Genomic DNA, 20,483 nt, shown 5'->3' with positions numbered 1-20,483 from the left:
ATTACTGAAACACGAATTGTGACAGACATCATTGACTGATGAAAAAATATTAATTTCGGTGGTTCTGATTATAGGTTTAGAAAAGACAACCCCTGAACATGAAAAAACGTATAGCTTTAATTTGTCTTCTGTTTGGTTTTTACGGAATCGGCAAAGCCCAGACCGTATCGCATAGCTATGTTGCTCCGTCCTCTGTCTCAATAGACGGAGCCGGTAACTATGGCTACTCATTGCCCCCGGTCACTTTTTCACAGAGTGATTTTACCGATGGTTGTGCAATTACCGATGTCAATGTCATCATCTCTTGGGCCAAGACCGCTGGAACCTGCAGTAATCCTACTGGAGGATTTTCGAGCCATCAGGAAACAAGTTTCGAGATAGTTGGTCCATCGGGCACAGAAATTCTCGCTATTCCAGGTACTTGGTCTGGCGGTGCCACAACCACTACGGTCATTACCACCTTCAGTGATGGAAATGTCATTCCTTCAGGAACACCGGTTACAGGAACCTTTGGCCCTAACAATGGAGTTCTCGGAAACTACAACGGTACAACTCCTTTCGGAACTTGGAATCTGAATGCAGGAGACAACAATGCCGTGGCTCCGCTCTGTATCAATTACTACACCGTAGAGATAACGACTGCGCCCGACAATACGGCACCTTCACTGACCGTTTCGCCAGACATTACACTCAATGCAGATAATGGAAGCTGTGGTACTACGGTAACTTGGACCCCACCTACTGCGAGTGATCTCTGTGGTGCAACGGTAACCCAAACAGCTGGGCCAACAAGTGGAAGTACTTTCAATGTGGGAACGACCACCGTAACCTATCAGGCAGCTGACCCATATGGGAATGTGACAACCCAGAGTTTTGATGTGACCATTGTTGATAACCAGAATCCGTCAATTGTGTGTCCAGGTACCGTCTTTGCCGGATGTAACCCCGTGGTCAATTACCCATTGCCTACAGCGACAGATAACTGCTCGGGAGTGGTCATAAACCTTACAAGTGGCCCTGCTTCCGGTGGAACATTTACACCTGGAACTACAACGGTTACTTATGAGGCGCAGGACGCATCTGGGAACACCACTCCATGTTCTTTTGATGTGGTAGTAGATACCGAATCGACCGATCCAACCTCTATAACTGCAAGTGCAAGTACCGTATGTTCAGGAGACCCGGTTACTTTGACCGTCAATGGAGGGTCGTTAGGTACAAACGCACAATGGTATTGGTATGTAGGTAGTTGTGGAGGGCAGCTTGTGGCTGCCGGATCAACTGTGACGGTCAATCCACTTACCACAACCAATTATTATGTGCGTGCCGAGGGGCCGTGTAATACAACGGCCTGTGTTAGTGTTCCTGTTAACGTTATCGCTTCGCCAACTGTTGGGTTCAGTGGTATTACAAGTCCTTCAGCCTGCGGTGCCGCAGATGCCACCATCACGGCAATAGCCTCTGGCGGTGCACCTCCATATATTTATACATGGAGCAACGGTTCGGTCGGACCTACAGTTTCGGGATTAACGGCCGGTCCATACGAGGTTTTGGTGACTGATGCCTCTGGGTGTCAGGATTTCTCGTCCGTGAGTTTGAACGACCCAGGCGCCTCGCAAGTAACATTGACAGATAGCGACCCGGATAATGAAATATGCCAAGGAGAGAGTGTGACTTTTACCGCGTCCGGTGCGTTCCAGTATCAGTATTATGTCAATGGTGTTCCGGTTACCACACAGAATCCTTGGGTTACAACCTCACTACAGGATGGAGACATCATCAATGTGACTGGTACGGATTTCAACTTCTGTACGTTTACCACCCCGGCCGTCAACTTTACGGTTCTTGATAATCCTGTGATTGATGAAACAGTCACAGATCCATCGGCCTGTGCTCTGTCGGATGGTTTGATCACTACCAGCGTTTCAGGAGGCCTTCCACCATACGGTTATGATTGGAGCAATGCAGAAACAACACCTAATATCTCGGGGTTACCAGCAGGGCCATATGTTCTTACTGTAACCGATGACAATGGATGTTTTTCAACTGAAACCTATGCCCTAAGCGATCCGGGAGCTTCACCGGTTACACTTGCCAGTAGCGAGGATCCAAACAACGAAATATGTGCTGGCGAGAGCGTGACATTTACTGCTTCTGGGTCAGTTGACTACCAGTTCTTTGTTGATGGTCAGCCAGTGTCCACTACTAACCCGTTTGTAACAAATACCCTTGTCGATGGAGAGTCTGTTGTTGCTACCGGTACGGATGCCAATAATTGTACAGCAACAAGTAATATCATCATTCCGACTGTTAACCCTGGACCGATCGTCTCGTTGATTGTGGATGATGCAGATACAACCATCTGTATCGGAGAGAGCCTTTCATTCTTCGCATCTGGAGGTTTGACGTATGAGTTCTTTGTAGATGGAGTGTCTCAAGGGGCGGCAAGTCCAACATCATTATTTGTCACTTCCTCATTGACGGATGGCCAAGCAGTTACCGTTGTTGCAACCGATGCCAATCTTTGCGGTGTAGAGAGCGATACCATCTTTGTGACGGTGAATCCAAGTCCAACGGTTTCAATTGCAAGCACCTCAGACCCAACCTCATGTGGGGCAACTGACGGTTCAATCATAGCCTCTGCAACTGGTGGAACGCCCAGCTACACGTACAATTGGAGCAATGGAGCGGTTGGCGACACAATTTCATCCTTGAATGCAGGTAGTTACTATGTAGAGGTTACAGATGATGCCGGCTGTACAGCAGCCACAAGTGCATCTTTGAGCGATATTGGGTCGAGCCCGGTAACGCTTACCACTACTTCTCAGAACGATACCATCTGTGGAGGTGAAACAGTAACCTTCACCGGATCGGGGGCATCTACCTATGTCTTCTTTGTCAACGGAATTCAGGTTTCCACCAGCAACCCTTACGTGACCGATACATTGATGGATGGAGACATTATTGCAGTAATGGGCCTTGATACCCAATTGTGTGCTGCAACAAGTGCTCCAGAAGTTTTCACGGTTCATCCCGAAATACAGATCGGAATAGTTTCGTCTATCAACCCATCGGCCTGTGGTGCATTGGATGGTGTGGCAAATACTATTACGATTGGCGGTGTACCTGCATACACGTATTCATGGACCGACCCTTCAAATCAGACCACTCCTATTGCAGTAGGACTTGGAGCGGGAGCGTATAGCGTAACCGTTACTGATGCAAATGGCTGTCAATCCAGCGATGGGGTTTCACTGAGTGATCCTGGAGGTTTTGCCGTATCACTTACAGCATCGCCAAGTGGTCTGACCATCTGCGAGGGAACTGAGATCGAGTTTACAGCGTCCTCAAACGGAAGTGCAACATTCGAATTCTTTGTAGATGGAGTCTCGGTCGGTTCAACAAACCCATATTTGAATTCTACATTGATGGACGGTCAGTCTGTAGCCGTAGTTGGGGTTGACACCAGCAATTGTACAGCTACAAGCCCGAGCAGTACTTATACCGTACTGCCGGTACCTTCAGTTACCCTTACCCTGCCCGCGTTTGCCTGTTCAAGCGTTGATACGGTTCCTTTTGTGGGAGGATTCCCGCTTGGTGGTGACTATACTGTAGTTTACGACAATTATCCAATTGTCGGTGACCTTTTCTTCCCGTCCCTTGCAGGTGCGGGTGCCATCAACGTAGATTATACATACACAGCTGCAAATGGTTGTTCAGCAACCGCATCTGGAGATTATAATGTGCTTCAAGCACCGATTGTCGATCTTGGTAGCGATACAACCGTGTGTGGCATTACGCTTGATGCTGGTTCAGGATACGATTCTTACGCATGGACACCTACAGGCGATTCTACGTCCACCATATTTGTAGATGTCACCGGGGTATATGAGGTCACGGTAACAGATGCGAATGGTTGTGTTGAAACAGATGCCATCGGCATTACAGTTAATCCGATTCCTTCTCCTGCAATTACTCCTGGGCCTGTTGTGGAATTCTGTATCGGAAATTATGCAACCTTGAGTGCTCAACCCGGTTTCACCATCTACGATTGGTCAACTGGTTCTACGGTTGACACTACGTTCGTAACGGCTTCTGATACGGTTACGCTTACCGTAACCAACCAGTACGGTTGTACGGGTACAGCTCAGGTTGTAGCTATTATGAATGAGCCTCAGCCAGGTGCGGTGATAACTTGGGACGGACCACTCGAATTCTGTGTTGGAGATGACGTAACGTTGAATGCGGGTCCTGGTTATGCTTCATATCTATGGAATACAGGTTCCACTACCCAGACGATAAACGCCATTCAAACGGGTGAGTATTGGGTAATTGTACTTGATGGTAATGGATGTATAGACAGTTCAATGGTTGCCGATCCGGTAGACGTGACCGTTTGGGATCCAGAGCCTGTGATCGATATAAATGGTGATAGTTTGACGATAAGCAACGCAAGCGACTTTGTATCATACCAGTGGTATCTAAATGGTTCGCCTATTGCAGGCGCTACAGGTAGCACGTATGATATTGCCGAGACCGGTAGTGGAAATTACAAGGTGTGTGTAGTTGATATGAACGGTTGTGAAGGTTGCTCATTCGTTTACGAGATGACCTGTTGTGTTGGAATTGAAGAAGCCAACTTTGATGGTAATGTGGCGGTGTATCCGAACCCGAACAATGGCCGATTCACGCTTGAGGTCGAGATGGCTCGTAAGATGGATATGACCGTAGGACTTTACGATATGGTAGGTAAAGAAGTATGGCTTGACCAAGACCTTGGTGAGGTAAGCAACCTGCGTAAGCAATATGACCTTACTGCATTGCCTGATGGTGTTTACTTCTTACGCATCTATGCTGATGACCAAATGACGGTTCAGAAATTGGTGAAGCAGAAATAATATCTGAATTTCTAAAAACAAAACGGCCCGCCATTTGGCGGGCCGTTTTGTTTTATAAAGCTTGTGAGATCAGCCTCTCAAGTGATAAGCCTTCGGCTGAACGAATGCTCTGATTCCAGCGTGAGATAGTGTAGAGCCGAGCCCTGAGTTACCTCGGCCGCTCCAAGGAACGTGCGGACTTACGCGGTCGCAGCAGTTCCAGTAAACGGTGCCTGAGTTCATCTCTTCCATAATAGCATCAGCACGGTCAGCATCAAGCGTGTAAACGGCTGATGTAAGACCATAAGGCGTGTCAAGCATTAAGGAAATTGCTTCAGCATCATCTTTTACTTTCTGAATACCGATAATAGGACCGAAACTCTCGTCCATCATCACTTTCATACCATGGTTGACATCAGTAAGGACCGTTGGCTCAAAGTAGTAACCGTTTCGATCAGCCTTTTTCCCTCCAAGCAGGAGCTTAGCACCTTTAGAAACAGCATCGGCAACCTGATCTTCCAACACGGCCATTTGCTGAGGACGCGTCAGTGGGCCGATGAACGTTCCTTCATCGCCAGGTTCGCCCAATTTCATGGTTTTAGCTTCCGCGATGAATGCGTCAACATAATCATCGTAAATGTTCTCCTGAACGTAGATACGCTCAACCGCACAACAGCTTTGTCCGTTATTGTAGAAGGCACCTTCCACGCCAGCAGCTGCGGCCGATTTCACCTCCACATCGTCACAAACATACATCGGGTCTTTTCCGCCAAGTTCAAGACCAACGGGGACCAATTTGCTGGCAACACGCTCTGCGATGTATCTGCCAGTATTGTATGAACCTGTAAAGAAGTAACCGTTCAACGGAAGGTTGAGCAACGCTTCACCAGCGTCTTTTCCACCAACAACCACGTGGAACACATCTTTCGGAACACCTGCCTGCCAAAGCATCTCTGCCATGTTCAACCCAGTCAACGTACTGAATTCTGAAGGTTTATAAAGCACCGCATTTCCACCTATAAGTGCTGGAACGAATACGTTCACTCCGACAAGGATCGGGTAGTTCCAAGCAGAAATGTTGGCGATGATGCCAAGTGGTTCGTAAACGATCTTTTCGCGTGTAGCGCCTTCCGAAACCATCCATTCTTCGGCAAGATATTTCTCGCTGTTCTCAACGAAGAACTTGCTTCTGCCAATGCCACCATTGATCTCGCCTTTGGCCTGACCTACAGGCTTACCAACTTCAGCAGAAAGATCGGCAGCGATCTTATCGGCATTGGCCAACATCAACTCGTTGAACTTCGCCAAACAAGCGATACGGTTTTTTAAGGGAACTTTCGCCCATGCTTTCTGAGCCGTTTTGGCAGCTTCAAATTTCTGTTGAATGGAAGCTGCGCTGTCTTCCTGCACTTCCTTGATGACCGCTTCCGTAGCGGGATTGATAATTTTCATTTGTGTTAGTTTTTATACAAGGTGTCAACCCTTTTTGTCCCCCTTTGGGGGATTTAGGGGGCAGAATGATAGAAATGTGTCAATGATCTTAAATGGGTCGATGAGTGCATCGCCCAGCGTGTGGAAAAACTCAGGGTGCCACTGAACGCCCATGATCTTTCCCGGTTCCGCACTCTCGTGGATGAAAGCTTCGAGGATTCCATCTTCCTTACAGTAAGCTTGTGGCAGAAGTCCTTTGCCAATGTCTTTTGCGGCCTGATGATGAACCGAATTCACCATCGGATTTTCAGCACCTGCGTAAAGCTTTTCCATGAATGAGCCTTCCACGAATCGGACGCCATGATGTACGCGGTCGTACTCGATCGCATCGCGATGCTTGATGCTTTCTGGTCGTTGAGTGTCAATGTCCTGAAAGAGTGTTCCTCCGTAAAAAGCATTCATTACCTGAAAACCTCTACAGATGCCAAGAACCGGCTTTCCTTCCTTCAGAAAAAGCTCCATCAGTTCCAGTTCGTACTCATCACGGATGCGGTCTCCGAGCCATCTTCCGATAGGTTTTTCTCCATACGATTCTGGCGCAAGATCAGAACCACCTTGCAGCACAAGACCGTCCATTTCCTTCACAAAAGCAAGCTTTTCAGCTTTTGGAAGTTCAGGAATGAGGATGGGCAGAACATTCGGTCTGGCCACGTAAGCGGCCATATCGTTTTCGATATATGAAAGGGTTTTCGGTCCGAAAGTTGTCCTGTCAAGGTCAGGATGAAAAAAGCACGCGGAAACACCTATTTTGATCATGCCGCAAAGATAAGCCCGCTTTCATCCCCCGAAGGGTGAATTTTGAAGAATGTCAATTAGAATTCAATAAGATTTACGCACGCACGTTGGTTAACTTTATCAGCACTTGAAAAGACTCATTTTCATACTGTTTGTGGTTGTCTTCCACAGCTCGCTTCAAGCACAGAATGTGAAGTGGGAGGGAACCACGGTCAACTTCGGCAATGTAACCGATTGGAACAGTCCTCCAGCCACATTCAGGTTCAAAAATACTGGAAGCAAGAAGTTGATGTTTCTGCCTCAACGGCATGGAAGGGAGGTGTTGGTGAGCTACCCGAACAAGAGTTTTCAACCTGGTGAAGTTGGAGAGATCACCATTCGATATTACACCTCGGAGACCGGGTCATTCTCATTTACGGTTGAGGTTTACTCGAACGCTTCGGATAGACCGGAGAAACTGACCTTGAAGGGAAACATCAAGAGCATTTATGCCAATGCGTTGACCGCTTGTCCTTCGTTTCAGGATCCTGCACCAGTGAAGGGTTCAGAACCGAATGTGGTTCAAGTGGTGGATGCGGCTACTGAACGCCCGATCGTGAATGCACGTGTAGAGATCTTTGATCGCGGCATACGCAAGAACATGAACGGGACCAACTTGGAGGGTGTTTCTGTGAGCTGGATAGAGCCTGATAAGTATACGGTTGTGGTGTCGAAGGACGGTTACGAGAAGAAGGAGGAAGACGTGACGTTCACCAAGCGCGACCGAACGCATGTGGTATACCTCGATCGGAAACAGGTCGAGCCTGAATTGGATGAGGAAGAAATAATGGCTTCCATGAATGACAGGTGGGAAGAGCCTGAAGCGGTTTCTGAGTCCAAACCACAAGTATCAGAACCAGAACCGATCGATCTGGGAGTGAATTTGAATGAGCAGATCGAGGAAGAAACGCCACCGAAACCTGAACCAACGGAAGAAGTTGATCTTGGCATTTCCACAAACGATCAATGGGAAGATCCTACAGAAACGACAACCGAAGAAGTTGTTCCAAATACCGAAGAGGAAAGCGGATTCGATCTTGGCATAAATACGAATGACCAGTTTGATGAGCAGCCGCCTGAACCTGAGCCCGTTGAAGAAGTTCGGGCAGCGGAGGAAAGAACACCTGAACAGGTTGAGGAAATGATCGAGGCGGCTTTTGCTGATGCTGAACCGATTACTGTAAGCGATCAGCCGACAATGCGAAGTGAGCCAGAACCGGAATTCTCCGAAACCAAGTTTAAACCAAATAATGTTCTATTGCTGCTGGATGTTTCTGGTTCGATGAAGGATGACAATAAGATGGAGAAGCTCAAAGCATCTATCCGAAGGTTGGTAATGATGCTTCGCGAAGTGGACGTTCTCACCCTCATTGCGTACAATTCCACATCTTGGGAAGTGCTGCCGCCAACACCAGTCACCGATAATTCGGCCATCGTTTCGCTTGTTGACAGCCTTGAAGCAACGGGCTACACAAACGGGGTGAAAGGTATGGAAACAGCCTACGAAAGTCTCGAACAGCAACTCATTGAAGGTGGAAATAACCAGCTGATCATTGCCACGGACGGCAAATTCAACTCATCTAAATTCTCAGAAAAGGATGCCGTTCAAATGGTGAAGGACAATTCAGATAAAGGTATTGTACTGTCGATCATCGGTTTTGGAGACGATAAGGAAGCTGCCCGATTGATGCGTAAACTCGCCAATCTCGGTGGTGGAAGTTTCCTTCAAGTGGATTCAGATCAAGATCCGACCGAACTCTTAGCGGATGAGATCAAACTCCGTTCGGTGAAATAAAAAAGCCGACACATTTCTGCATCGGCTTTTTCAATTTCGTTCAGAAACGATCAATGATCGTGACCGTCTCCGTCTTTATGTTCTGCTGGTGCAGCAGCGGGAGCATTCACACTTCCTTTGATGGTGAGAACCTTTGTTGCTTCGCTTGCATTCGAAGTAAGTGTAACTGTTTTTGTGAAGTTTCCAGTACGCTTGGTATCGTAATGAACTTTGATCACAGCTGATTTACCAGGAGCGATCGGCTCTTTTGGCCAATCTGGAGTTGTACATCCGCAAGATCCTTTCGCGTTGGAAATGATCAATGGCTCTGTACCGACATTGGTGAATTTGAACTCGCGGTTACCGTCCGAACCATTTTCGATGGTCCCGTAGTCGATGGTTTCGCTCTCAAATTTGAAAGCCGCACCGCCTGCCGCTTCTTCTTGGGCAAACGCGAAAGTTGTTGTTGCGAATAGCGCAACCAAGGCAAAGAATGTGTTTTTCATCGTTTTGATTTTGGTTAGACTGATGAACGGCAAGAATAATGCCGAGCGCCAAAGGTCGCAGAAAATATTTCTCAGAATGTCATATTGGGCAACAGAAAGCAAATTTCCTTCGATTTCAGGTTTCTACATACGTTTTCAATCCTGAAAGGCTGAGGGAGAAACCTCTTTCAATGGCTTCGCGATATTGCCAGAATACGAACGGAGCAAGCAGTCCAGTCATGGTCAGACTTGAGTAATACTCGGTCTTTCCATTCGGCAGTTCGGTCAATTCCTGCGTTCGGTCGGTTTTCAGAAGGATGCCGTAATTGATGCCATACCGCAATTTTTTCGGTGGATTTATTTCGAAGAAACGTTCGGTCTGATGCGTTGGTTTCCGGTTCGGGAACATCTTCGCGTACATCGTGATCGGCCCTCCGACCTCGAATTCGCATTTCACTTTCGGACAGAACTCGTTCCAAAGATGGTACTTGTCAAAGTCGGTGATGGCATTCCAGACCCGATCGATGGAAGCATCAAAGACCGCAGTATGGATGATAGGCCGCGACATTAATGTTGGATCTCGTAAGCCGCTCTGGCCAGGTCTTCGCGATGGTCTGGATGTGAAATATCGATCAGAAGCTTGGCGCGTTCGGCCAGTGTTTTTCCATACAGATTGGCCACACCGTATTCGGTAACCACATAATGAACGTGTGCCCGTGTTGTAACAACTCCAGCACCTGATTTCAGCACAGGAACGATCTTGCTTTCACCATGCTTGGTGCTGGATGGCAACGCGATGATCGGTTTCCCACCTTCAGAAAGCGATGCGCCTCGGATGAAATCCATCTGTCCGCCAACGCCAGAAAAGATGCGATGGCCGATGCTGTCTGCACAGATCTGCCCCGTAAGATCCACCTCGATGGCACTGTTGATGGCCGTTACTTTCGGGTTGCGGCTGATGACACGCGTATCGTTCACATATTCTGACGAAAGCATGTTCACCAACGGATTGTCGTCAATGAAATCATAAATGAGGCGGCTGCCCACAACAAACGAGGAAATGATCTTTCCTGAATGCTTCTTCTTGTATTTGCCCGTGATCACTCCTTTTTGCACCAATGGCAGAATGCCATCCGAGAACATTTCGGTGTGAATACCAAGATCTTTATGATTCTCAAGCGAAGCAAGAACTGCATTGGGAATGTTGCCGATGCCCGTTTGCAATGTGGCTCCGTCTTCTACAAGCTCTGCAATGTTGCGGCCGATCGCTATTTCCGTTTCGTTCAGTTCGCCAGCAGCCACTTCATAGATCGGTTCATCATGTTTTACCAGATAATTGATGTTCCCAACATGTATCAATCCATCTCCATGGGTTCGCGGAATGTGTTTGTTCACCTGTGCAATCACCGTTTTCGCGGCAAGAACAGCCGCTAACGAAACATCAATTGATGGCCCAAGCGAGCAGTAGCCGTGCTCGTCAGGTGGGGAAACAGAGATCAACGCGACATCTATCGGAAGAATACGGTCTTTGAAAAGCCGTGGGACTTCACTCAGAAAAACGGGGATATAACTTCCATGCCCGTGCTGAATGGATTTGCGCATATTCTGGCCGATGAACATGCATTTGACCTTGAAAGCATCTATCGAATCATCTGCGTAAGGAGCTGGCCCTTCCGTATGGATCTGATAGATGGTCACATCACGCAGTTCATCTTTTCGCTCAACGAGTTTGGCGATAAGATGCTGCGGGGCGGCCGCTGCCGAATGAATGAAAACGCTGTCACCCGAACGGATGTGCGCCACCGCGTGTTCTCCAGAAATGCTCATGCACCGAATTTACAGTGCCTTCTTGTACAAGGCAAGAAACTCGTTGCGCGAAACAGGTTTTGGGTTGTTCGGATGGCAGAAATCGGCAAATGCAAGATCGGCCAACGGCTCCAAGTGTTCTTCTTTCACGTCAATGCCCGAAAGTCGGGTTGGAAGTCCCAAACGCTCGTTGAGTTTGAAAAGCTCATCAATGAGTTGTGTGCCATTACCATTTTTCAAGCCGAAAGCGTGTGCCATGGCCTCAAAACGGTCTTCAAAACCAGCTAAATTGAATTCCATTCCGTACGGGAGGTTGACCGCGTTGGCCAGACCATGATGCGTATCGAGCAACTGCGAAAGCGGATGCGCCAGCGAGTGAACCACTCCCAAACCTTTCTGGAAAGCCACGGCTCCCATCAAACTGGCAAGCATCATATCGGCACGCGCCTGCTCATCCTGTCCTTCGTGTGTGGCTTTTTCAATGGATTTGCTGATGAGTTTGATGCCCTCAAGCGCAATTCCATCGCACATCGGGTGGTAATTCTTAGCTACGTAAGCCTCCATGTTGTGGGTGAGTGCATCCATTCCCGTGGCGGCTGTTACAAACGGTGGAAGTCCGAATGTGAGACTTGGGTCTGCAAAAACGCGGCTTGCCAACAACTTCGGTGAGAAAAGTATCTTCTTCTGATGCGTCACATCATCCGCAATGATGGCGCTTCGGCCAACCTCACTTCCTGTTCCGCTTGTGGTCGGCACGGTAACGAAGTAAGGAACTTCCTCTGTCACATACTGGTCGCCACCGATCAGGTCGTCATAATCAAACAAGTCGCGATGATGGTTGATGGCCAATGCAATGGCACGCGCCACATCCAGACCAACGCCACCGCCAACACCTACAATGCTATCGCAGTTGGCTTCGGCAAATGCTTTTTTGCCATTCAACACGTCCGATTTCACGGGATTCTTGTGCATCTCGGCATAAACGGTCGGTTCTAGACCGATCTTCTTCATGTCTTCCACAATTTCGAGGAAGAATGGAAGCGTTGCCACAACAGGATCGGTCACGACCAACGGCCGCATTTTTCCTTGATCTTTCAGATGCTGTGGAAGTTCTTTGATAGCGCCCGTTCCGAAGCGGATAACGGTCGGGAAATTGAATTGGACGACTTGACTCATGTTAATTTCGAACAGATAGATTTTAAAACTGTAAAACTATTGCTCCAATGATCTGTATATTCGTCCTATCCAAAACAAAAATGATGAAGTTTTTAACCGCCCTTTCCATCGCAGCACTTCCATTCTTCGGTATGGCTCAATCCGTTGACCAACAGGTGATTGCAAGCGCTGGCGAGCATTTCGATAATGGTACCACCCAACTGAGTTGGACGCTTGGCGAAGTGATGATCGACACGTATGATAATGGTACAAACATCCTTACACAGGGTTTTCACCAGACAGAATTGACGGTTACGGCCATTGAGGAAACTTTGGCCAACATCCGCATGAACCTTTATCCGAACCCAACTTCGGAGTTTTTGAACATCGACTTGGGGAACAACGACAAGGACATCAATCTACAGTTGTTTGACATGAGCGGTAAGCTTATTCATCAAGCGGTGATCTATGCTTACCAAAACCGATTTGTACTCCCAATGAATGAGGTGGCTACTGGTAAGTACTTGGTGCAGATGCGTACAGATGATGGTAAGTTCAATACCACGCACAGGGTGCTGAAGGTTGGTCTGAGTGACTGAGAATATTGAACCGAATTGAAAGCCGCCTAACTGGGTGGCTTTTTTTATGCTTTGATTTCTGGGTCGATTTCAATCATGGTGAGTTGCGCTGCAGCACACAATTTCGCTTCGCCATCTTTTACAATGAAAACATCTGAACGGCAGACCGTCAATGTTTTTCCATACTTCAAAACCTGACCTTTTCCTATGAGTTTTTCGCCAGCTCCAGGCCGAAGAAGATTCAGTTTGAACTCCACGCTCAGCACCATCGAATGTTCTTTCATCAGCGAAAGACTGGCATAACCTGCGGTGTTGTCGGCCACGGTGCTGATCACGCCAGCATGGAAAAAGCCATTCTGCTGCGTAAGGTTTTCGTTGAACGGAACATGAATTTCGCAATAGCCAGGTTGTACGTCCACCAACTCAGCTCCAATGTGTTGCATGAACTTCTGCGAAGCAAAGCTCTGTTCGACCTTGCTTTTGTAATCAGGGAATTGGGCTTGGAAATGCATAATGGGATCATTCAATCGGGTCATGCAACCTGAGTTCGTTGATGTTCCTGAAGTCAACCGTGTTGTGCGTCATTAGAGATAGGTCGTTCTCCAAAGCGGTTGCCGCAATGATGGCATCGCCCAATGACAACCGTTTTTTCTGGCGGAGTTTGATGGCGCGTGAAGCGATTTCATCTGTCAGGTCGATAATTTCAAACTGTTGGAACAAACGTTCGAGCAACAACTTTTCCTGCATTTTGAGTTTATGATAGCCCAAAGCTTCGATCTTACTTATGACCGAAACGACCGATGCATTTTGACCGATCAGATCACGGAGCCCTTCATGTTGCGGTCGGCAGGCGTAAATGATAATGTTGGTATCGAGCAGGAACATGTCGGTCAGTCGAATTTGCGGTCTTTCCGCTCATTGCGCTGCCAGTCAGTTGGGTCTTCGATGTCCGAAAATCCATGCTTCTTTGCCAGTTCGTCCAAAATGGCCTTGACCTCTTTTCCACGATATGCTGATGAAGGCTCCTTCACCGTGTTTTCTGTGGATGAACCTTCCTCTGAAATACGGATCAGTTTCAGATCCATCAGGTCTTTCAGCAGTTTCTTGGCCTTTGGGTTCAGAATGTCAATACGGATGGTTTCCATGATTCTAAAGATACAGCTAAAGAACGGGGATTGTAGAGGTTAGTTGCGCGGCAAAACTCTTTTCGACCTTGTTCTTGAAATCAGGGAATTGGGCTTGGAAATGCATTTTTCAAATGAAAAATAGAACGATTAAAATTAGAATCACGGTTGCACCAATAAGATTTACCGTTATGGAGGATTTAATCAGTACCTGAAAAAAGTAGTCTACGGCCAAGCAGATGGCAAGAAATGGGACAACGGAGATTACCCATGTCATGCCCCAAGCCTCATCAGCGACCAATGAATCATAAGAGCCAACTGAGTAGGCAACTAACCAGATTAGACAAACACCTGTTGCTACATTTAAAACGGTTGGTTTGTACCAAGGGCTCTTCAATACGGTTGAGTTATTATATGATTTCAAAACACCTCTTGGTTTCCCAATTCATTTAGATTGTCACGGTGATTGTTCCGTCTGTTTCCATTTCAATCATGAATTCTCTGAATTTCTCATGTACAGAATTGATCTGCTGAATATTCTCGTCCATCATATCGATCAACCTGTTGCTTGAAACATTGCCGAGGTTGATTTTGATGAGTTTTGAAGGTGTTTGCTTCAGAAGATAACTGTTCTTGAAATCGCGGTCTTTTGTAATCAAAATGAGTCTGCTTGCGTCACAATAATCTGCAATGTCCCTATCCTTTGTGTGATAACCTTCCAAGACGTTATTTACATGTTGACATTCGAAACCAAGCTTAACGATATGCTTGGAAAGCCGCATCGGAATATGCACATCGCACAGAAACCTCATGTATCAGACTATCCTGTTGGTCTGAGATTTTCACCGGAAACCGATAGCCGCGCGAATTGGATGCATGCTTGAAGGTCCTCCTTTTCAAGTTCAGGATGGTCTGATAGGATTTCCTGTTCGGTCATTCCAGAACCGAGCAGGTCCAACACCACTTCCACGGGCCAACGCATACCCCGAACTACGGGTTTGCCGTGGCAGATCTCAGGGTCGATCGTGATTCGTTCAATTCGTGTGTTCATGATTCTAAAGATACAGCTAAAGAACGGGGTTTGCGGAGGTTAGTTGCGAAGCAAAGATTTGTCGAGCCTTGGTTTTGTAATCAGGGAATTGAAGTGGAAAATATTTAAACATCACTTTTACAATCCTTACAGAAATAGTTTGGTGTCAAATTTCCCAACGGTATTCCGAAAGCAATTGAGAAAAACATCAGTGGAGCGTAGAGCTTTTTTCGTTTGCCATAGCCAATGTCAATATTCTTAGAGCCACAGTTTGGACATACTTTGTCAACTTTCTCTGGTTTCAAAATATCTTCAATCACAAGAGAACTTGCCTCATGGTCTTTTTCGTTGATGATAATCTGTATTCCAGATCCTAAAATGCCATTGTGACTTGGCAATAGGCTCGTGAAATGTTCATTCGTTAAGAAGCAATCTATTCCAGCTTCAGTTAACCTCGCTTTAATTAGATGCGCTTCCGTTAGGCTGTTGCTCGTCCACAGGCGAACAGTTCTTTCGTTGACTGGCTCCTTTTTTTCGTTCACATCAAATAATCTCAAAATATCTTTTGGTTTCCCAATCGGTAACGGCTTTCGAGAATTCGCGCCATTCCCACTCGCGGGTAGCAACGAAGTGATTCACGAATTCCTCACCGAAAAGCTCTTTCGGAATGTCTGAGTTCTTCATTTGCTGCGTGGCATCCCAAAGGTTTTTGGGAAGCGTGCCAGCGCCATTGTCGCGGTAGCCGTTGCCGATGGTTTCTGGCACCTGAAGTTTCAGGTTTTTCTCAATGCCGTACAATCCTGCGGCAAGACAAGCACTCATCGCGATGTAAGGATTGGTATCTGAACCAACCACACGCGTTTCCAATCGGCAGGATTTTTCTCCGCCAGGAAGTGCACGCAAAGCAACCGTTCTGTTATCGGCTGCCCATGTAAGCGTGGTCGGAGCCCAAGCACCTTCAACCAAGCGTTTGTAGCTGTTTATGGTCGGAGCGATCATGGGCAGAATGAACGGCAAACAGGCCAATTGTCCCGCCATATAGCTTTCCATCAACTTGCTCATGCTCTTGTTGCCCTTAGCATCATGGAAGAGGTTCACTTTTTCATCCCAAAGGCTTTGGTGAATGTGACCGCTACAACCAGGCAGGTTTGGGCTGATCTTGGCCATGAATGTTGGCATGATGCCGTGCAGATGCGCAATTTCCTTTACGCTGGCTTTGAACAGTACCGCACGGTCGGCAGCTTTCAGAATGTCTCCGTAAAGAATGGCCGCTTCATAAACGCCTGGCCCCGTTTCGGTGTGCAAGCCTTCCAGCGGAACATCAAACTCATCCAAGTATTCAAACAGGTCGTTGAAGAATTCCTTTTCCTGCGAGCTGCGCAGAATGGAATATCCGAACATACCTGGGGTCAGCGGTTGTGGTTTCACGAAATCGATGTCGCGAAGGCTGTCAGCATCTTCACGGAAATTGAACCACTCAAACTCCTGCGAGAAGAATGGTCGGAAGCCCATTTTCTCCGATTTTGCTTTGACGGTTTTGAGTAGGCTTCGCGGGCAAACTCCCAATGGGCCTTCCTTTTCATTCACAAAATCTGCCAAGAAGAACGGCACGTCATTGTCCCACGGAACTTGGCGGAAAGTGCTCAGGTCAATTCGCGCTTGCGCATCAGGGTAACCTGTGTGCCAACCCGTGTAAGTGGCATTGTCGTAAGCTACGTCTGAACTGTCCCAACCGAAGACCACATCGCAGAAACCGAAGCCGCTTTCAACGGCCGAGAGGAACTTTTCCTTGCGCATCAGTTTGCCACGCAAAACGCCATCAATGTCTGTAATGGCAAGTTTCACCTTATTGTGATCTGAGTTGCGAACCTCGTTCAGAATGTGTTCGCGAGATAGTTCCTTTTCGTTCATTTTTGATTAATGATTATTGACATGAATTAGCCACAGATGCACGGATTTTCACAGAAGGAACACAGATTGAAATTATTTCAGTGAAAATCAGTGTTAATCTGTGCATCTGTGGCGATAAAATGTATTGTGGTTTTGAACTTTACAAACTTCGTCAACTCCATCAACTCCATCAACTCTTTCGAATTTCGGATTTCCGATAAGCGAGTTTGTATGCTGTGAATGATCCTGCTAAGATCGCCAAGAAAATGAGCGCCAGTTGCAAGTTGTAGTAACTCATGGCCACCATCGAAATGCTGGCAATGATCAACGCCAAAGCAGGAAAAATAGGGTAGAGCGGAACACGGAATGGCCGTTCCATGTCGGGTTCGTTCTTGCGTAGCACGAAGAATGAGACCATGGAAATGATGTACAGTGCCAATGCTCCGAAACACGCAATAGTGATGATCTCTCCAGTCTTTCCTGTCATCAAGGCAATAATGCCAATGACCATGTTGAAGATGAGGGCGTTGGCCGGGGTTTTGAACTTGGAATGCACTTTCCCTAACGCTTTTGGCGCAAGGTTCATTCTTCCAAATTCATACGTGGCACGGCCTGATGCGAGAATGATTCCGTGAAAAGAGGCGATCAAACCGACCAGCCCAATGGAAATGATGAGATGATACCAAACACCTGATTGTCCGACCACATGGCCTATGGCCAACGGCAGCGGACTGTCTGACATGTTTCCTTCGGCATCGTAAACAATGGCTTCCCAACCTGCCACGCCAACAGACGAAGCAAATGTGAGAATGCACAGAACCACTAACGTGAGAATGGCCGAACCGAAACCGATAAGCACATTCTTCTGTGGGTTCTTGGTTTCCTCGGCCACGTTGGCGACTCCTTCAATCGCCAGGAAGAACCAAATGGCAAATGGAATGGCGGCAAAGATTCCTGGAATTCCATTCGGGAAAGCGTTGTGCTGGAGGTTTGCCACCTCAAATTCTGGAAGTGTGACTCCTGCGAAAATGAGCAGTTCCGCAACTGCCAGAATGGTGATGATCAATTCGAACGTGGCTGCGGCTTTTACACCTGCAATGTTCAATCCTGTAAAGAAGAAATAGGCCAAAATCGCCAACCACGGGATTTCAATACTCGCACCAGCAATCTCAATAAAAACGGGTTCGGTTTTAAGGAACAGATTGAAGTATGCGCCAATCGCGGCAGCAATAGCTGGCGGAGCAAACACAAACTCAATGATCTGTGCCATACCGCCCAGAAAACCCCAGTTTCGGCCAAGCGCTCTATCAGCATAATCGAATGCGCCACCCGCTTTCGGAATGGCACAGGCCAGTTCCGTATAGCTGAACGTGAACGTGACGTACATGATAACGATGAAGAACGTGGCAATCGCCAAGCCCAAGGTTCCGCCTTCGGCCAAGCCAAGATTCCAACCGAAATACATGCCGGAGATGACGTAGCCAACGCCCAATCCCCAAAGCATCAAAGGGCCAAGCGTGCGTTCTAATTTTGGTGAATTCTCCATAAACCAGTTTAAGTCGTCACCCTGAATTTATTTCAGGGTCTCAAACCAATTTCCAGCAGATGCTGAAACGAGTTCAGCATGACAATCAACTTGAATGTGGTTTGAATTCCGCCTAATTTAGACAAATTGCAACCACACACGGAATGAGCATGGAAAACAAAGACATCATTGTTTACGGAGCGTACGGATATACAGGTGAACTGATTGTCAGACGCTGTCAGGAATTGGGAATCAAGCCGCTGCTTTCTGGTCGGAATGAAAGCAAGCTGAAGCCTGTTGCCGAAAAATACGGAATGCCATACCAAGTGGCTGATCTGAAAGCCGATGATCTGGACAAGTTACTCGCTGGCGCGAAGGTGGTGATACATGCTGCCGGGCCGTTCATTCACACATCCAAACCGATGGTGGAAGCGTGCATTCGGAATAAGGTTCATTACACGGACATCACGGGAGAGATTGCGGTTTTCTCTCAGGCAAGAAAGTATGATGAACAGGCGAAAGCTGCTGGTGTGATGGTTTTGCCTGGAACAGGTTTCGATGTGGTGCCGAGCGATTGTTTGGCCGCTCACATGAAATCGCGCATGGAAGATGCGGACGATCTGGTGTTGGCGTTTTACGGAACTGGAGGGGCTTCGCGAGGAACGAGCCTGACGGTTGTGGAAGGTCTGGGCTATGGCGGAACCATCCGAAAAGAAGGAAAGTTGAAACAGGTTTCAGATGCGTATGATGTGAAACGCTTCGATTTTGGCCCGAAGAACATGACGGCTGTTACCATTCCGTGGGGTGATGTTTACACCGCTTTTTACAGCACGGGAATTCCGAATATCACGGTGTATATGGGTTTGCCTAAGAAGGCGATTGATGGCATGAAATGGGGCAAATGGTTCGGTTGGTTGATGCGCACCGAATTTGTGAAGAACCGTGCCCGCGCCAAGATCAAAGCAGGTCAGGCAGGTCCAACGGATGAGCAACGGGCAAAAGCTGCAACTTATCTGATCGGAACGGTTACCGACAAGAGCGGAAAATCGTTGACCTCAACCATCAAAACCCAGGAAGGCTACACGCTCACGGCCATGACATCCGTTCACATCGCGCAGCAGATTTTACAAGGAAATTTCAAAACTGGCTGGCAAACACCGAGTTTGGTTTACGGTAAGGACCTGATCTGTGAGGTGAGTGGAAGTCAGTTTGAGGATAATTGATCCAGCATAGCGCTTACTTGCGTTTTATCATTATCCCTTTCTGCAATGTTACATCGGCATATGGGTAGCTAAGGTGGATGGAAGGAGAAAGATTTCTTATCGCATGTGGTAATGTACAGGGAGTAATTAATTCAAAATGGTTTGGGTACAGGACAAATTCATCGTATTCGATTCTCGTCTCACAATTATCATATTGTTCCATGGCCCAATGGTAAGACATTGTGTCTAAACCAAAACTGGTATCGGCAAACAGTTCAGTCAAGTCCGATCTAGCCTTGTCAAATTGATTCTTTCGATTCTCTTGCAATTCCTGAGCGAATTCGGGACTTATCTCAATTACGTCTGTCAGTCTCAGTGCCACTCCTTTTACAGTAGAGTAATTGAAATAATCGGTCCATTGCGTACAATAAGCTCCGCATCCTTCTGCATTGATAGTGAAAGAAAGAATACCATTAGCATTGTAACTCACCTTAAAGTCGGTGAACGTGATTTGTTCTTTTGACCATTCAACTATGGATGTTTCTACAGGTAACCCTTTAAAAGATTCGTACGTGAATCTGTCTTTGATGTCAGTATTTAGGAGAGAGTCTAATTCTTCGTTCCCTGTCCTTATTATTGGGTAATACAATTTGTCACGGACGAGGAAATTGTACTCCTGTGAACCTATCAAGTGCAACGTGTCTATTCTTACGGTTTGGCAAGTTCCCCCAATGTGGGTGAACACCAGGAGAAAGATAAACCATGCTTTCAT

19 protein-coding genes are annotated in these 20,483 nt (G+C 47.2%); 4 read left to right on the top strand and 15 right to left on the bottom strand.

Translation table 11 applies throughout. The features are described from left to right. Positions 1 to 98: 98 nt before the first annotated feature. Positions 99 to 4,898, top strand: a complete 4,800-nt coding sequence (locus tag GC178_13985) for an HYR domain-containing protein (protein ID MBI1288675.1) — start codon at positions 99 to 101, stop codon at positions 4,896 to 4,898. A gap of 69 nt (positions 4,899 to 4,967) precedes the next feature. On the opposite strand, the gene GC178_13980 is transcribed toward GC178_13985, so the two are convergent. Then, entirely contained in the window at positions 4,968 to 6,329 is a 1,362-nt protein-coding gene (locus GC178_13980; GenBank protein MBI1288674.1) for an aldehyde dehydrogenase family protein, read from the bottom strand. A gap of 24 nt (positions 6,330 to 6,353) precedes the next feature. Further along, positions 6,354 to 7,124 carry a gamma-glutamyl-gamma-aminobutyrate hydrolase family protein gene (locus GC178_13975; protein ID MBI1288673.1) on the bottom strand — a complete coding sequence of 257 codons (771 nt, stop codon included), beginning with the start codon at positions 7,122 to 7,124 and terminating at the stop codon, positions 6,354 to 6,356. A gap of 106 nt (positions 7,125 to 7,230) precedes the next feature. Here GC178_13975 and GC178_13970 point away from each other — a divergent pair, with 106 nt between their 5' ends. Beyond that, a complete protein-coding gene (locus GC178_13970; protein MBI1288672.1) occupies positions 7,231 to 8,937 on the top strand; it encodes a DUF1573 domain-containing protein in 1,707 nt (568 codons plus the stop codon). Between the two features lie 50 nt (positions 8,938 to 8,987). On the opposite strand, the gene GC178_13965 is transcribed toward GC178_13970, so the two are convergent. The 4 genes from GC178_13965 to GC178_13950 all read right to left on the bottom strand — a co-directional run bounded on the left by GC178_13965 (position 8,988) and on the right by GC178_13950 (position 12,389). Beyond that, entirely contained in the window at positions 8,988 to 9,422 is a 435-nt protein-coding gene (locus tag GC178_13965; protein MBI1288671.1) for a DUF1573 domain-containing protein, read from the bottom strand. A gap of 115 nt (positions 9,423 to 9,537) precedes the next feature. Beyond that, on the bottom strand, positions 9,538 to 9,969 hold the full coding sequence (locus tag GC178_13960) for a hypothetical protein (protein MBI1288670.1): 432 nt from the start codon (positions 9,967 to 9,969) through the stop codon (positions 9,538 to 9,540). Continuing rightward, the gene (locus GC178_13955; protein MBI1288669.1) at positions 9,969 to 11,228 is read right to left on the bottom strand and encodes a 4-hydroxybutyrate CoA-transferase; all 1,260 of its coding nucleotides are present in this window, start codon (positions 11,226 to 11,228) and stop codon (positions 9,969 to 9,971) included. The genes GC178_13960 and GC178_13955 overlap by 1 nt, the downstream gene beginning before the upstream one ends. Before the next feature lie 9 nt (positions 11,229 to 11,237). After that, positions 11,238 to 12,389, bottom strand: coding sequence for an iron-containing alcohol dehydrogenase (locus tag GC178_13950; GenBank protein ID MBI1288668.1), 1,152 nt, complete (start codon positions 12,387 to 12,389; stop codon positions 11,238 to 11,240). Between the two features lie 41 nt (positions 12,390 to 12,430). On the opposite strand from GC178_13950, the gene GC178_13945 reads away from it, so the two are divergent. Then, positions 12,431 to 12,961, top strand: a complete 531-nt coding sequence (locus GC178_13945; protein ID MBI1288667.1) for a T9SS type A sorting domain-containing protein — start codon at positions 12,431 to 12,433, stop codon at positions 12,959 to 12,961. Positions 12,962 to 13,005: 44 nt separating this feature from the next. Here the strand turns inward: GC178_13945 and GC178_13940 are convergent, their stop codons facing one another. From GC178_13940 to eat, 8 genes are all read right to left on the bottom strand, one after another. Continuing rightward, positions 13,006 to 13,452 carry a hotdog fold thioesterase gene (locus tag GC178_13940; GenBank protein MBI1288666.1) on the bottom strand — a complete coding sequence of 149 codons (447 nt, stop codon included), beginning with the start codon at positions 13,450 to 13,452 and terminating at the stop codon, positions 13,006 to 13,008. 7 nt (positions 13,453 to 13,459) lie between these two features. Next, on the bottom strand, positions 13,460 to 13,825 hold the full coding sequence (locus GC178_13935) for a PIN domain-containing protein (GenBank protein MBI1288665.1): 366 nt from the start codon (positions 13,823 to 13,825) through the stop codon (positions 13,460 to 13,462). 5 nt (positions 13,826 to 13,830) lie between these two features. Then, positions 13,831 to 14,085 (bottom strand): hypothetical protein, encoded by a 255-nt coding sequence (locus tag GC178_13930; GenBank protein ID MBI1288664.1) that lies wholly within the window; start codon positions 14,083 to 14,085, stop codon positions 13,831 to 13,833. 428 nt (positions 14,086 to 14,513) lie between these two features. Further along, positions 14,514 to 14,876: a hypothetical protein gene (locus tag GC178_13925; GenBank protein MBI1288663.1), complete on the bottom strand. Its 363-nt coding sequence runs from the start codon at positions 14,874 to 14,876 to the stop codon at positions 14,514 to 14,516. A gap of 8 nt (positions 14,877 to 14,884) precedes the next feature. Beyond that, positions 14,885 to 15,115 (bottom strand): DUF433 domain-containing protein, encoded by a 231-nt coding sequence (locus GC178_13920; protein MBI1288662.1) that lies wholly within the window; start codon positions 15,113 to 15,115, stop codon positions 14,885 to 14,887. A gap of 104 nt (positions 15,116 to 15,219) precedes the next feature. Continuing rightward, a complete protein-coding gene (locus tag GC178_13915; protein ID MBI1288661.1) occupies positions 15,220 to 15,729 on the bottom strand; it encodes a hypothetical protein in 510 nt (169 codons plus the stop codon). Then, entirely contained in the window at positions 15,638 to 17,005 is a 1,368-nt protein-coding gene (locus tag GC178_13910) for a glutamine synthetase (GenBank protein ID MBI1288660.1), read from the bottom strand. Before GC178_13910 ends, GC178_13915 begins: the two co-directional genes overlap by 92 nt. 169 nt (positions 17,006 to 17,174) lie before the next feature. Continuing rightward, the gene (gene eat / locus GC178_13905; protein MBI1288659.1) at positions 17,175 to 18,530 is read right to left on the bottom strand and encodes an ethanolamine permease; all 1,356 of its coding nucleotides are present in this window, start codon (positions 18,528 to 18,530) and stop codon (positions 17,175 to 17,177) included. Positions 18,531 to 18,673: 143 nt separating this feature from the next. Here eat and GC178_13900 point away from each other — a divergent pair, with 143 nt between their 5' ends. After that, positions 18,674 to 19,732 (top strand): hypothetical protein, encoded by a 1,059-nt coding sequence (locus GC178_13900; protein ID MBI1288658.1) that lies wholly within the window; start codon positions 18,674 to 18,676, stop codon positions 19,730 to 19,732. Between the two features lie 13 nt (positions 19,733 to 19,745). On the opposite strand, the gene GC178_13895 is transcribed toward GC178_13900, so the two are convergent. Beyond that, positions 19,746 to 20,483 carry a hypothetical protein gene (locus GC178_13895; protein MBI1288657.1) on the bottom strand — a complete coding sequence of 246 codons (738 nt, stop codon included), beginning with the start codon at positions 20,481 to 20,483 and terminating at the stop codon, positions 19,746 to 19,748.

It is taken from the genome of Flavobacteriales bacterium, from assembly GCA_016124845.1.
Taxonomy (GTDB): domain Bacteria; phylum Bacteroidota; class Bacteroidia; order UBA10329; family UBA10329; genus UBA10329.
The sequence above is the reverse complement of the archived record's forward strand: the minus strand, read 5'-3'. Positions and strand labels throughout refer to the sequence as shown.